Origin of the sequence: Streptomyces sp. NPDC127117, assembly GCF_042677325.1 — a bacterium.
Taxonomy (GTDB): domain Bacteria; phylum Actinomycetota; class Actinomycetes; order Streptomycetales; family Streptomycetaceae; genus Streptomyces.
On the sequence record NZ_JBHXTM010000030.1, the window covers coordinates 79,862 to 91,379 of the forward strand.

General features: G+C 71.8%; 14 protein-coding genes. 8 read left to right on the forward strand and 6 right to left on the reverse strand.

Features of this window, described 5'->3' with window-relative positions; translation table 11 throughout:
- Window position 1 precedes the first annotated feature (1 nt).
- The 6 genes from ACFVH0_RS25245 (at window position 2) to ACFVH0_RS25270 (ending at window position 5,685) form a co-directional block, all read left to right on the forward strand.
- Window positions 2-859, forward strand: coding sequence for an amidohydrolase family protein (locus ACFVH0_RS25245; RefSeq protein WP_385823607.1), 858 nt, complete (start codon window positions 2-4; stop codon window positions 857-859).
- A 33-nt stretch (window positions 860-892) separates the two neighbouring features.
- Window positions 893-1,753: an Fpg/Nei family DNA glycosylase gene (locus ACFVH0_RS25250; protein WP_385823609.1), complete on the forward strand. Its 861-nt coding sequence runs from the start codon at window positions 893-895 to the stop codon at window positions 1,751-1,753.
- A gap of 89 nt (window positions 1,754-1,842) precedes the next feature.
- Window positions 1,843-2,595: a LytR/AlgR family response regulator transcription factor gene (locus tag ACFVH0_RS25255; RefSeq protein WP_385823611.1), complete on the forward strand. Its 753-nt coding sequence runs from the start codon at window positions 1,843-1,845 to the stop codon at window positions 2,593-2,595.
- A 62-nt stretch (window positions 2,596-2,657) separates the two neighbouring features.
- Complete coding sequence (locus tag ACFVH0_RS25260) at window positions 2,658-3,020, forward strand: hypothetical protein (RefSeq protein ID WP_385823613.1); 363 nt, start codon at window positions 2,658-2,660, stop codon at window positions 3,018-3,020.
- Window positions 3,017-4,498, forward strand: coding sequence for a cation acetate symporter (locus tag ACFVH0_RS25265; protein WP_385823614.1), 1,482 nt, complete (start codon window positions 3,017-3,019; stop codon window positions 4,496-4,498). Before ACFVH0_RS25260 ends, ACFVH0_RS25265 begins: the two co-directional genes overlap by 4 nt.
- Window positions 4,495-5,685, forward strand: coding sequence for a sensor histidine kinase (locus ACFVH0_RS25270; protein WP_385823616.1), 1,191 nt, complete (start codon window positions 4,495-4,497; stop codon window positions 5,683-5,685). The genes ACFVH0_RS25265 and ACFVH0_RS25270 overlap by 4 nt, the downstream gene beginning before the upstream one ends.
- A gap of 19 nt (window positions 5,686-5,704) precedes the next feature.
- On the opposite strand, the gene ACFVH0_RS25275 is transcribed toward ACFVH0_RS25270, so the two are convergent.
- Window positions 5,705-6,223: a hypothetical protein gene (locus tag ACFVH0_RS25275; RefSeq protein WP_385823618.1), complete on the reverse strand. Its 519-nt coding sequence runs from the start codon at window positions 6,221-6,223 to the stop codon at window positions 5,705-5,707.
- A 125-nt stretch (window positions 6,224-6,348) separates the two neighbouring features.
- Here ACFVH0_RS25275 and ACFVH0_RS25280 point away from each other — a divergent pair, with 125 nt between their 5' ends.
- Window positions 6,349-6,546, forward strand: a complete 198-nt coding sequence (locus ACFVH0_RS25280) for a zf-HC2 domain-containing protein (RefSeq protein ID WP_385823620.1) — start codon at window positions 6,349-6,351, stop codon at window positions 6,544-6,546.
- On the opposite strand, the gene ACFVH0_RS25285 is transcribed toward ACFVH0_RS25280, so the two are convergent.
- From ACFVH0_RS25285 to ACFVH0_RS25295, 3 genes are all read right to left on the reverse strand, one after another.
- Window positions 6,480-7,049, reverse strand: coding sequence for a sigma-70 family RNA polymerase sigma factor (locus ACFVH0_RS25285; RefSeq protein ID WP_385823622.1), 570 nt, complete (start codon window positions 7,047-7,049; stop codon window positions 6,480-6,482). The genes ACFVH0_RS25280 and ACFVH0_RS25285 overlap by 67 nt on opposite strands.
- 212 nt (window positions 7,050-7,261) lie before the next feature.
- The gene (locus tag ACFVH0_RS25290; RefSeq protein ID WP_385823624.1) at window positions 7,262-8,704 is read right to left on the reverse strand and encodes an amino acid permease; all 1,443 of its coding nucleotides are present in this window, start codon (window positions 8,702-8,704) and stop codon (window positions 7,262-7,264) included.
- A 109-nt stretch (window positions 8,705-8,813) separates the two neighbouring features.
- Window positions 8,814-9,275: a universal stress protein gene (locus tag ACFVH0_RS25295; RefSeq protein WP_385823626.1), complete on the reverse strand. Its 462-nt coding sequence runs from the start codon at window positions 9,273-9,275 to the stop codon at window positions 8,814-8,816.
- A gap of 165 nt (window positions 9,276-9,440) precedes the next feature.
- Here ACFVH0_RS25295 and ACFVH0_RS25300 point away from each other — a divergent pair, with 165 nt between their 5' ends.
- Window positions 9,441-10,283: a polysaccharide deacetylase family protein gene (locus tag ACFVH0_RS25300; RefSeq protein WP_385823628.1), complete on the forward strand. Its 843-nt coding sequence runs from the start codon at window positions 9,441-9,443 to the stop codon at window positions 10,281-10,283.
- Here ACFVH0_RS25300 and ACFVH0_RS25305 read toward each other — a convergent pair.
- Window positions 10,261-10,467: a hypothetical protein gene (locus ACFVH0_RS25305; RefSeq protein ID WP_385823631.1), complete on the reverse strand. Its 207-nt coding sequence runs from the start codon at window positions 10,465-10,467 to the stop codon at window positions 10,261-10,263. The genes ACFVH0_RS25300 and ACFVH0_RS25305 overlap by 23 nt on opposite strands.
- 278 nt (window positions 10,468-10,745) lie before the next feature.
- Complete coding sequence (locus ACFVH0_RS25310) at window positions 10,746-11,276, reverse strand: hypothetical protein (protein ID WP_385823633.1); 531 nt, start codon at window positions 11,274-11,276, stop codon at window positions 10,746-10,748.
- Between the last annotated feature and the right edge of the window lie 242 nt (window positions 11,277-11,518).

Sequence of the window (11,518 nt, forward strand, 5' to 3'; positions counted from 1 at the left end):
CATGGCGGGTCAGCAACGGATCGTCGACGCCCACCACCATGTGTGGGACCTTTCGGTACGCGACCAGGACTGGATCACCGGCGACGAACTCGCCCCGCTCCGGCGTAACTTCACCCTCGCCGACCTGGAACCCGAGGCGCGCGCCGCCGGGGTGCGGGCCACCGTCCTCGTCCAGACCGTCACCGTGCCCGACGAGACCCCCGAGTTCCTGGCCCTCGCCCACGACAGCGACCTCGTCGCGGGCGTCGTCGGCTGGTGCGACCTCACCGCGCCGGACGTCGCCGACACCCTCGCCGCACTGCGCGAACTCCCCGGCGGCGACCGGCTCGTCGGTATCCGCCACCAGGTCCAGGGCGAACCCGACCCCGGCTGGCTGCTGCGCCCCGACGTCCTGCGCGGACTGCGCGCCGTCGCCGACGCCGGACTCGTCCACGATGTCGTCGTACAGGCCCGGCAGCTGCCCGCCACCGTCCAGGCCGCCGCACTGCTGCCCGAGCTGACCTTCGTGCTCGACCACGCCGGCAAGCCGCCCGTCGCCGCCGGTGAACTGCGCCCCTGGGCCGACGACGTCCGGGCGCTGGCCGCCCGCCCCAACACCGTCTGCAAGCTCTCCGGGCTGGTCACCGAGGCCGATCCGCGCTCCTGGACCGTGCGCGACCTGCGCCCGTACGCCGACACCGTCCTCGACGCCTTCGGCCCCGACCGGCTGATGTTCGGCTCGGACTGGCCCGTCTGCCGGCTCGCGGCGACGTACGGGGAGGTCGTCGGCGCGGCACGCACCCTCACCGACGCCCTCACCGAGGACGAACGGGCCCGGGTGTTCGCCACCACGGCCGAGCGGGTCTACGGCCTCCGATAGGCGGCCCGCCGACGCCTTTGGCAGTCTGGAACCATGCCCGAACTGCCGGAAGTCGAAGCCCTGCGGGTCTTCCTCGACGACCACCTGGTCGGCAAGGAGATCGACCGCGTCCTGCCGCTCAACGTGAGCGTCCTGAAGACGTACGACCCACCGCTGTCCGCCCTGCACGGCACCACGGTCACCGGCATCGCCCGGCACGGCAAGTTCCTGGACGTCGCCGCCGGACCACTGCACCTGATCACCCATCTCGCCCGGGCCGGCTGGCTGCGCTGGAAGGACTCCTTCCCCGCCGAGCCGCCGCGCCCCGGCAAGGGCCCCCTGGCGCTGCGCACCGTGCTCACCGGCGGTGACGGCTTCGACCTCACCGAGGCCGGCACCACCAGACGCCTCGCCGTACACCTGGTGCACGACCCGGCCGAGGTGCCCGGCATCGCCGGGCTGGGCCCCGACCCCCTCGCCGACTCCTTCGACCGCGACGCGTTCGCCGCGCTGCTCGCCGGGGAACGCCGCCGGATCAAGGGCGCACTGCGCGACCAGTCGCTGATCGCCGGCATCGGCAACGCCTACAGCGACGAGATCCTGCACGTCGCGAAGATGTCGCCGTACCTGCTCACCGCCAACCTCACCGGCGAGCAGATCACCACGCTCCACACCGCGATGCGCACCACGCTCCAGGACGCGGTCGCCCGCTCCAGCGGCCTCGCGGCCGGCAGGCTCAAGGCCGAGAAGAAGAGCGGGATGCGGGTCCACGGACGTACCGGCGAGCCCTGCCCGGTGTGCGGGGACACCATCCGCGAAGTGTCGTTCAGCGACTCCTCGCTCCAGTACTGCCCGACCTGCCAGACCGGCGGCAAGCCACTGGCCGACCGCCGCCTGTCCAGGCTGCTCAAATGACCCGCCGGGGCGTACGGGCCGGACGGTACGCGAAGATGCGGTGAATCACCCGTCCCCCGTACACCCGTGCGCGCTCTACACTCCGGCCCATGCTGCGCGTACTCGCCGTCGACGACGAAGAACCCGCCCTGGAGGAACTGCTCTACCTCCTGCGCGCCGATCCCCGGATCAGCAGCGCCGAGGGAGCCACCGGGGCCACCGAGGCGCTGCGCCGCATCGGCAGCGCCGTCGAGGCGGGCCCGGACGACCCGGCGGCCATCGACGTCGTGTTCCTGGACATCCACATGGCGGGCCTCACCGGCCTCGACGTCGCCCAGCTGCTGGCCGGGTTCGCCGCACCGCCGCTCATCGTCTTCGTCACCGCCCACGAGGGCTTCGCCGTCCAGGCCTTCGACCTGAAGGCCGTCGACTACGTCCTGAAACCCGTACGCCGCGAGCGGCTCGCCGAGGCGGTCCGCCGCGTCGCCGAACAGGTCGGCGACCGCTCCGCGCCCGTGCTCGACACCGCGGGCGACCAGATCCCGGTGGAGCTCGGCGGGGTCATCCGGTTCATCCCGATCGACGACATCGCCTACGCCGAGGCCCAGGGCGACTACGCCCGGCTGCACACCGCCACCGGCAGCCACCTCGTCCGCGTCCCCCTCACCACCCTGGAGGAGCGCTGGCGCTCCCGCGGCTTCGTGCGCATCCACCGGCGCCACCTCGTCGCACTGGGCCGGATCGACGAACTCCGCCTCGACGCCGGCAGCATGAGCGTCCGCATCGGCACCGCGGAGCTCGCGGTCAGCCGCCGCCACACCCGTGCGCTGCGCGATCTGCTGATGCGCCAGACCGGCCGCTGACCAGCGCCTACCAGGATCCGGCCCTTCCCACGGCGGTCCGGAGCCGCATACACTCCGGGCCCATGTCCGCAGAGCCAGCACCCCGGCGCGAAGTGGTGACGGGGGAGCCCCGGCGGGTGCGCCCGCTGCCCCGCTACCGCACCCAGTCGGAGATCGACGAGCAGACCGCGCTCGGCGGCGCGTACGTCCGTTCGCTGATGCGCAGCCAACTGCGCGCCGGAACGACCGCGTTCGCGGTCCTCGCCGTGGTCGTCGGAACCCTGCCGCTGGTCTTCGAGGCCCTGCACAGCGCCGCGCTCGTCTGGGCGGTCCTCGGATTCGCCGCCTACCCGCCGCTCACCCTGATCGCCTGGTGGTACGTACGACGGGCCGAGCGCAACGAACGCGACTTCGCCCGGCTCGTGGAAGGCCGCCCCGCACAGTGAGCCGTACGTACGCGGTGGCGGCGGTCGCCGCCGTCGTTCTCGCGACCGTCCTCGTCGGCGGTTTCGGACTGCGCATCTCCCGCACCACCTCCGACTTCTACGTCGCCTCACGCACCGTGAGGCCCCGGCTCAACGCCGCGGCCATCAGCGGTGAATACCTCTCCGCCGCCTCCTTCCTCGGCATCGCGGGCCTGGTGCTGGTGCACGGCCCGGACATGCTCTGGTACCCGGTCGGCTACACCGCGGGCTATCTGGTGCTGCTGGTATTCGTCGCCGCACCGCTGCGCCGCTCGGGGGCGTACACGCTGCCCGACTTCGCCGAGGGACGGCTGGAGTCACGGCAGGTGCGCAGACTGGTCAGCGTCTTCGTGGTGGCGGCGGGCTGGCTCTATCTCGTACCGCAGCTCCAGGGCGCGGGGCTCACGCTCAAGATCCTCACCGGGGCGCCCGGCTGGCTCGGCGACGTGCTCGTGGCGTCCGTCGTCGTCATCGCCGTCGCCGCCGGCGGCATGCGGTCCATCACCTTCGTACAGGTCTTCCAGTACTGGCTGAAACTGACCGCGCTCCTCGTCCCCGCGATCTTCCTGGTGCTCGCCTGGCAGGGCGACGGACGGCCCCGAGTCACCTTCGACGAGCAGCTGTCCGTCTTCCGCGCCGACCACCCGCTGTACGCCACCTACGGGCTGATCGTCGCGACCTTCCTCGGCACCATGGGCCTGCCGCACGTCGTCGTCCGCTTCTACACCAGCCCCAACGGCCGCGACGCCCGCCGCACCACGGTCGCCGTCCTCGCCCTGATCGGCGTGTTCTACCTGCTGCCCCCGGTCTACGGCGCACTGGGCAGGCTGTACGCCCCCGAGCTGATCCACGGCGGGGACGCGGACGCCGCCGTGCTGCTGCTGCCCGGCCGGCTCATCGGCGGGATCGGCGGGGACCTGCTCGGCGCGCTCATCGCGGGCGGCGCCTTCGCCGCGTTCCTGTCGACCGCCTCCGGACTCACCATGGCAGTCGCCGGGGTCATCACCCAGGACGCGCTCCCCTCGCGCGGGGTACGGCACTTCCGGCTGGCCACCGTCCTCGCCATGTGCGTGCCGCTGGCCGGGTCGCTGATCGTCAGCCGGGTGCCGGTGGCCGACTCGGTGGGCATGGCGTTCGCCGTCTCCGCGTCCTCCTTCTGCCCGCTGCTGGTCCTCGGCATCTGGTGGCGGCGGCTGACCCCGCCCGGCGCCATCGCCGGACTGCTGCTCGGCGGCGGCTCCGCGTTCCTGTCCGTCGCCATCACCGTCAGCGGCGCGGTCCGCCCGCCGGGCTGGCCGCACACCCTGCTCGCCTGGCCCGCCGTCTGGTCGGTGCCGGTCGGCTTCCTCGCCATGATCCTGGTCTCCCTCGCCACGCCGGGCCGGATACCTCCAGGCACCAACGCGGCCATGACCCGCTTCCACCTGCCGGAGGCGCTGACGTCGGGGAGGCACCGATGACCGGCGCCGGATACGCCGTACTCGTCCTGCTCGCCCTCCTGGTGCTCGGTGCCGGATTCCTGCTCGGCCGGCGCACCGCCCGCCCCGTCCGCACCAGCGACGTCGGAACCCCCGTCGAGCACGCCACCTTCGAGACCCTGCACACCGCCTCGCTCGCAGCGCCCCCGCTGCGCGCCGGGCTCACCGAGGAGAGCGCCCGCAGGTCCGCCCGGCGACTGCGTTCCCTGCTCGGCACCGACGCGCTCTGCCTCACCGACCGCGACCGGGTCCTCGTCTGGGACGGCGCGGGCGAACACCACGGCCGCCACGTCATGGACCAGGTGCGAGCCCTCCTCGCCAGCGGCCGGGACACCGCCTTCCGCAGCGACTGCGACGACCTGGACTGCCCGCTGCGCTGGGCCGTCGCCGTGCCGCTCACCGTCGACAACCGGGTGCTGGGAACCCTGATCGCCTACGCCCCGCGCGAGTCCGCGGTGCTGGCGCGGGCCGCCGGAGAGGTGGCCCGCTGGGTCTGCGTACAGCTGGAACTCGCCGAACTCGACCGCTCCCGCACCCAGCTCATCGAGGCCGAGATCAGAGCGCTGCGGGCCCAGATCTCCCCGCACTTCATCTTCAACTCACTCGCCGCCATCGCCTCGTTCGTCCGCACCGACCCGGAACGGGCCCGCGAACTCCTGCTGGAATTCGCCGACTTCACCCGCTACTCGTTCCGCAGCCACGGCGACTTCACCACCCTCGCCGACGAGCTCCACTCCATCGACCAGTACCTGGCACTGGTACGGGCCCGCTTCGGCGAACGGCTCCTGGTCACCCTCCAGGTCGCCCCCGAGGTGCTGCCCGTCGCACTGCCGTTCCTCTGCCTCCAGCCGCTCGTCGAGAACGCCGTCAAACACGGCCTCGAAGGGGCCGTCACCTCCAGCCGCATCACCATCAGCGCCCTGGACGCCGGCTCCGAGGCCGAGGTCGTCATCGAGGACGACGGCACCGGAATGGACCCGGAACGGCTGCGTCACATCCTGCGCGGCGAGGGCGGCCACTCCACCGGAATCGGACTGCTCAACGTCGACGAACGGCTGCGCCAGGTGTACGGGGACGACTACGGCCTGGTCATCGAGACGGGCATCGGCGCCGGGATGAAGATCACCGTACGGTTGCCGAAGTACCGCGCCGGCGTGCACGGTTCCTGACCGGCGGGCACGGATCTCGTCAGTGGAGATGGATCGCCAGATGCCCCAGCGGCAGCCCCAGCTGCCAGGCCGGCGTCCACACCTGGGCCACCTCCTCCGCGTCCGGCTCCTCGCCCACCGGCTCCCGGGGCGGCCAAGCGATCGCGTCGAGGTCGGCCGCGAGCAGCTCGGTCTCCTCCAGCCACCGCCAGGCCGCGCGGGCCAGCGCCAGATCGGGATCCGGACCGGACCTCCCGCCCGCCGGGGCCGCGTCCAGAGCGTCCAGCCGCTCCCGGACCCAGCCGCACCACGTCGCCCCGTACGCCGTCAGCAGGCGCAGCTCGTCCAGCCGGGCCGCGGGCAGCGCATCGGCCACCGAGCCGTCGGAGAGGAATATGGTGAGCGCCAGGGCGTCGCGCCCCGCGCGGTACTCCAGCGTGGACGGCTCCATCAGATCGCCGGTCCGCAGCAGCTCATCGGCGATGTACTCCGCGTACATCCAGGCCATCGGGACCAGCAGGCCGCCCCCACCGGTTCCATCCTGACGCTCCGGGCGCATCCCGTCTCGCCTCTTTCTCTGTTCGGCACCGCGCTTCACGGAGCATTGAACCGGGGGAGCGCGCCCCGCGTGGCCAGAAGGAGAGGATCCGTCACCACCGGATGCGTCGACGACACGAGGATGCGATGACCGCCGATCCCGGGGAGGGCCCGCACGTGCGCCATGTGCTGGGTGCCTACGTACTCGACGCGCTCACGGCCGACGAGACCCGTACGGTCTCCCGTCATCTGCAGTCCTGCGACCGCTGTACCGCCGATTACGTGGAGGTCGCGGAGGCCGTCTCCCTGCTCGCCCTGGTGCGCGAGGAGGACCTGCTGGAGTAGCCGGGGAGGTTGCGGGAGAGCTGGCGCAGCGCGTAGTGGGACCGGGACTTGACGGTGCCCGCAGGGATGCCGAGGGTCCGGGCGGTCTCGTCCACGGTGAGCCCGCGGAAGTACATCTGGACGAGGACCGCGCGGTGCTCCGGGCTGAGGGTGCGTACCGCATCGCGTACGTCGAGCGCCGCGACGGTGGTTTCCGCGGTGTCGTCCTCGGCCGCCGTGGTCTCCAGCACGGCGTCGCCGACCTCGGCGGGCCGGGACTGCCGGGATCGGCGGGCGTCGATCGCGAGCCGCCGCGCGACGGTGAAGAGCCAGGGCCGCATCGAGTCGTACGCGGAGTCGAAGGCCTCCGGGTGCTGCCAGGCCCGGACCAGGGTCTCCTGGAGCAGGTCCTCGGCGCGCTGCCGGTCACCGAAGGTCAGACCGAGCAGGAAATGGAGGAGGGCGGGCCCGTGCTCCCGCTGGAGATCCGCGAGGGCCCGCTCATCGGTCGTCGTGGTGGTCATCGTGAACGCCCTTCCCGCCGAGGTCCCTGCGGCTTCGTTGCCGACTGGCGTATACGAACGCATCGGGTCGCCGAGGAACAGGCGGTGGGCGGCCTCGTGCGACGAGCGGTCGCACAGTGCGGCGAATGGTGCGGTGAACGGTCGGGCGGCGGCCTGGCGGCGGCCGGTGCGGCGCGCGCACGGGGCCGGGCGGCAGCCGCCCGCCCGGCCGGTCAGCCCGTACCCGTACCCGTTCCGGGCGTCTTCGCCATGTTCGACTTCCGGTACGAGTAGCCGAAGTAGATGACCAGGCCGATCAGGAACCAGATCACGAACCGCACCCAGGTCTGCCACTGGAGGAAGGTGATCAGCCAGATCGAGAACACCACCCCGAGGGCCGGGACGAACGGCATTCCGGGGGTACGGAAGGTGCGCGGCAGGTCCGGCTGCTTGTAGCGCAGCACGATCACCGCGATGCACACCACGACGAACGCGAGCAGAATGCCGATGTTCGTCAGCTCGGCGGCCTCGCCGATCGGCAGGAAGCCGGCGATCACCGCCGAGGCCGCACCGACGATCCAGGTCACCCGGGTCGGCACGTGCCGGGTCGGGTGGGTCTTGGCGAACCACTTCGGCAGCAGTCCGTCACGGCTCATCGAGAACCACACCCGGGTCACGCCGAGCATGAAGGTGAACATCACCGTGAGGATGCCGATGATCGCGCCCACCGCGATCACATCGGCGAGCCCGGCGAGCCCCACCGACTTGAAGGCCGTGGAGAAGCCGGACTCCGGGTCGATGTCCTGGTAGCTCTGCATCCCCGTCAGCACCAGGCAGGCCGCCACATAGAGGACCATGGAGATCGCGAGGGAGTACAGGATCGCCTTCGGCATGTGGCGCTGGGCGTCCTTGGACTCCTCGGCCGCCGTCGACATGGCGTCGTACCCGAACACCGCGAAGAACACCGTGGCCGCACCGGTGAAGGCCCCGCTCACTCCGAACGGGAAGAACGGGGTGTAGTTGGCGGTGTTGATGTGGAACACGCCCACGCCGATGACCAGCAGGACGACCAGGACCTTCAGGACGACCACGACGGTCTCGAAGCGGGCCGCGTTCTTGATACCGAGCGTGAGCAGGTACGCCACGAGCAGACAGAGCAGCGCGGCGAACAGGTCGACCCGGTGGCCGTCCCCGGTGCCGGGCGCGCCCAGCATCCACTTCGGCACTTCGAGCCCCATCTCGCCGAGCAGGAAACTGAAGTAGCCGGAGATGCCGATCGCGACCACCGCCACGATCGCCGTGTACTCCAGCAGCAGGTCCCAGCCGATGAACCAGCCCACCAGCTCGCCGAGCACCGCGTACCCGTAGGTGTAGGCGGAGCCGGCCTTGGGGATCAGGCCCGCGAACTCCGCGTAGCTGAACGCGGCCGCGGCACTCGCCACACCCGCGATCAGGAACGAGAGCAGTACCGCGGGACCGGCGGTTCCGTTCGCCACCGTGCCGGCCAGGGTGAAGATGCCCGCGCCGATGATGCCGCCCACGCCGATGGCCGTGAGCTGCCACAGTCCGAGCGTTCTGGTGAGCTGGGTGGCGGCTTCCCCCGCGGGCCCTTTCTCGTCGATGTGCTCGATCGGCTTGCGGCGCAGTACACCCTCGCCCACTCGGAGCCTTGCCATGAGTCACCTCTCCGCTGACGGCTGTCCCTGACGGGCGCTCATGATGGCCCAGGCGGAGCCGGTGCGGAAGACGGCGTGCCGTCCGGCGGAGCGGAGGATTCCGCGACGCCTACGGGACTACCGTTACGGGCCAACGGCCCGCCTTCACCAGCCGGATCGCGACCGAGCCGACGAATCGGTGTCCGGCCGACTCCGAGGCGCCCACGACCACGGCGTCCGCCTTCAGTTCGTCCGCCGCGGTCACGAGTCCGTTGTAGGGGTCGCCGCGGAAGGTGTGGAATTCCCAGCGCACATCCCATATGTCCTTCATTCGCCGGGTCGCCTCCCGGATCTCGCTCACCAGCCCCTCGGCGACCTCGCCGGTGGCGTCGGCGATCGGTGCGCCGAGCGCGGCCCCCGCGGGCAGCACGGGCTGGACGTAGACGAGGGCGAGCACGGCGCCCTGACGGCGGGCCAGTCCCGCAGCGTAGGCCGCGGCACGCATGGAGGAATCGGACCCGTCGAGGCCTGCGACGATCACTTTCGGACCGTCAGTGCCACGTTCGAACTTATGAGGCTGCGGTTCTGTCACGGCAGTGAGGCTATCCGCTGTCCGGGCCGACTCCGGAGCGGGCTGCGGCACGGTCTCGGCCGGGGCTGCCGGATGCCCTGCCGGTGATCCCTCCATCGGGTGCAAAACCGTCCGCGGCCGGTGTCGATGGCGAGGGCGGGACCGGCCCCGTGCGAGCAGTTGGTCATGGAGAATGACCAGAGGCTGCCGGGGCGCAGGACGCTGCTGCGACTGGCCGCCGGACTCGGTACGGCCGCCGCCGTGCGCGTGATCGTCGCGGATCCGGCCGGGACGCCGGCCCGGTACCTCGCCCCGCCCACGGCTGGGGCGGCCGGACCTCCGCCGGCCGTCCGGTCCGGACCGGACGGCTACCGTCTCCGGCCCATGACGGCCGGTACCCCGATCCGCTTCCGCCCGGCGGCGCCGCCGGTCCGTACGAAGCCGATCGAGGAACTGCCCGGGATCGGGCAGGCCATGGTGCTCACCTTCGACGACGGGCCGGACCCGCTCTACACCCCGCACATCCTCGCGACCCTGCGCGAACACGATGTCCGCGCGATGTTCTTCGTCTGCGGAGAAATGGCCAACGACAACCAGGACCTGGTTCGGGCCATCGCCGGGGACGGCCACACCATCGGGAACCACTCCTGGACCCACCCCCTGGTCACCAAGCTCTCCCGGGCCGGTGTCCGCGACGAGCTCGGCCCCACCAGCGAGGTGATCGAGAAGATCACCGGCGCCGCACCGCTCTGGTACCGGGCACCTTACGGAGCGTGGAACCGCAACTCCTTCGAGATCGGTGCCGCCATGGGCATGGAGCCGATGGCCTGGACCGTCGACACGCTGGACTGGACCGAACCCGGTGTCGGCACCATCGTCCGCCGGGTCCGGAAGGGGGCCGCTCCCGGCGTCGTCGTGCTGTCGCACGACGCCGGGGGCGACCGTTCGCAGAGTGTGGCCGCGCTGCGCCGGTACCTGCCCGAACTGCTCGACGACGGCTACCGGATCACGGTGCCGCAGAGGCGCTGAGCGTGACCGGGCCGGGCGCTTCGCCCCGGGCTTCGACATGGTCGACGACCGCCGATGTGTCGGGCAGGTCCGGTGAGACGTCCGCGCCGTTCCGGATCAGGGCCAGACCGGTGAGGATCACCAGGGCGAGTGCGCCCCACGGTGAGGGCCTGGTCCGCTCGACGCGCCAGTTGTCCCGTTCCACGGTGCTCCCTTCGTCGCGACGACAGGAACGCTAGGCGAGGGACGGACGGGCGGCGACCAGGAGGGGGCGAACGGGTGGTGCCCGGGTCACCCAGGCTCATCGGGGACAGCCCGGCTGCCGGACGCCGCGAAATGCGTTGGGCCGATGAACCGGTGAGGGGCCGTCAGCGGCGGTGGTCCCGTCGGCCCGGCCGGGACGGGCACCGGCCCGGGATGCCCGTCGCCCCGAGTCCCGTACCAGGACCCGGGGCGACTTCTCGGTCGGCACTGCCCCTGCTGTCAGTGCGAACGGCTCTCCCTGCGACGGCGTACCACCTGGACGGAGCCGGCGGCCGCTGCCACCGCCAGCGCCGCTCCGGCGGCGATCTTCACGGCGTTCAGCGTGCCGATGGCGTCGCCCGGCCCGCCCTGCGGACCGGCCGCGGCCACCGTGGAACGGGTGGTCGGTGCCGAAGCCGCGGCGATGGTGAGACCGGCCTTCGCCGTGGAGTCGGGCGACGTGTCGCAGTTGAACGTCACTTCGTAGGAGGCGCCGGGTCTCGCGTCCCAGTCGACCGTGGCGGTGACGGAGCCACCCGTGGGAATGGTGACGGTGTCGAAGACGCCCGAGCCGGCGGTTGCGGTTGTGGAGCACCCCCGGGCGGCCAGGGTGACCTGGCTTCCCGGCGTGATCACCGACGGAGTGACGGTGAATCCGGTCGCGGAGGACGCGCCTCCTGACGTCGCGGCGTACGCGGTTGCGGACGGAGCGGTCAGGGCGAGAGCGGCGGCGCCGAGCAGGGCGACGGGTGCGACGCCTATTGCGCGCATGGGTGAGTCCTCCGGATCCCCGAGGAGCACTTGCGGAACGAGTTTCCGCAAAGCGTCAGAAATGCACCTCGACGTGTCAAACGCTAGGAGCCGTGCATATCGCTCGCGATCGGAGTGCGGCCCGCCGGCGCCCGGGTGGCCCCCGCGGGGCCCCCCCCCGGGTGGGTCGGGCCGCGAAACGCCCCCCCCCCCGGGGGGCCCCTACAAGAAAAGCGCCCCGGGGGCCCAGAAAAACCCGCCGC

Bases quoted from the DNA above. Each gene is read 5' to 3' on its own strand.
- ACFVH0_RS25275 (WP_385823618.1), bottom strand. From the start codon at position 6,223: ATGCGCCCGGAGCGTCAGGATGGAACCGGTGGGGGCGGCCTGCTGGTC.
- ACFVH0_RS25310 (WP_385823633.1), bottom strand. From the start codon at position 11,276: ATGCGCGCAATAGGCGTCGCACCCGTCGCCCTGCTCGGCGCCGCCGCT.
- ACFVH0_RS25285 (WP_385823622.1), bottom strand. From the start codon at position 7,049: ATGACCACCACGACGACCGATGAGCGGGCCCTCGCGGATCTCCAGCGG.
- ACFVH0_RS25300 (WP_385823628.1), top strand. From the start codon at position 9,441: ATGGAGAATGACCAGAGGCTGCCGGGGCGCAGGACGCTGCTGCGACTG.
- ACFVH0_RS25255 (WP_385823611.1), top strand. From the start codon at position 1,843: ATGCTGCGCGTACTCGCCGTCGACGACGAAGAACCCGCCCTGGAGGAA.
- ACFVH0_RS25270 (WP_385823616.1), top strand. From the start codon at position 4,495: ATGACCGGCGCCGGATACGCCGTACTCGTCCTGCTCGCCCTCCTGGTG.
- ACFVH0_RS25260 (WP_385823613.1), top strand. From the start codon at position 2,658: ATGTCCGCAGAGCCAGCACCCCGGCGCGAAGTGGTGACGGGGGAGCCC.
- ACFVH0_RS25280 (WP_385823620.1), top strand. From the start codon at position 6,349: ATGACCGCCGATCCCGGGGAGGGCCCGCACGTGCGCCATGTGCTGGGT.
- ACFVH0_RS25245 (WP_385823607.1), top strand. From the start codon at position 2: ATGGCGGGTCAGCAACGGATCGTCGACGCCCACCACCATGTGTGGGAC.
- ACFVH0_RS25290 (WP_385823624.1), bottom strand. From the start codon at position 8,704: ATGGCAAGGCTCCGAGTGGGCGAGGGTGTACTGCGCCGCAAGCCGATC.
- ACFVH0_RS25250 (WP_385823609.1), top strand. From the start codon at position 893: ATGCCCGAACTGCCGGAAGTCGAAGCCCTGCGGGTCTTCCTCGACGAC.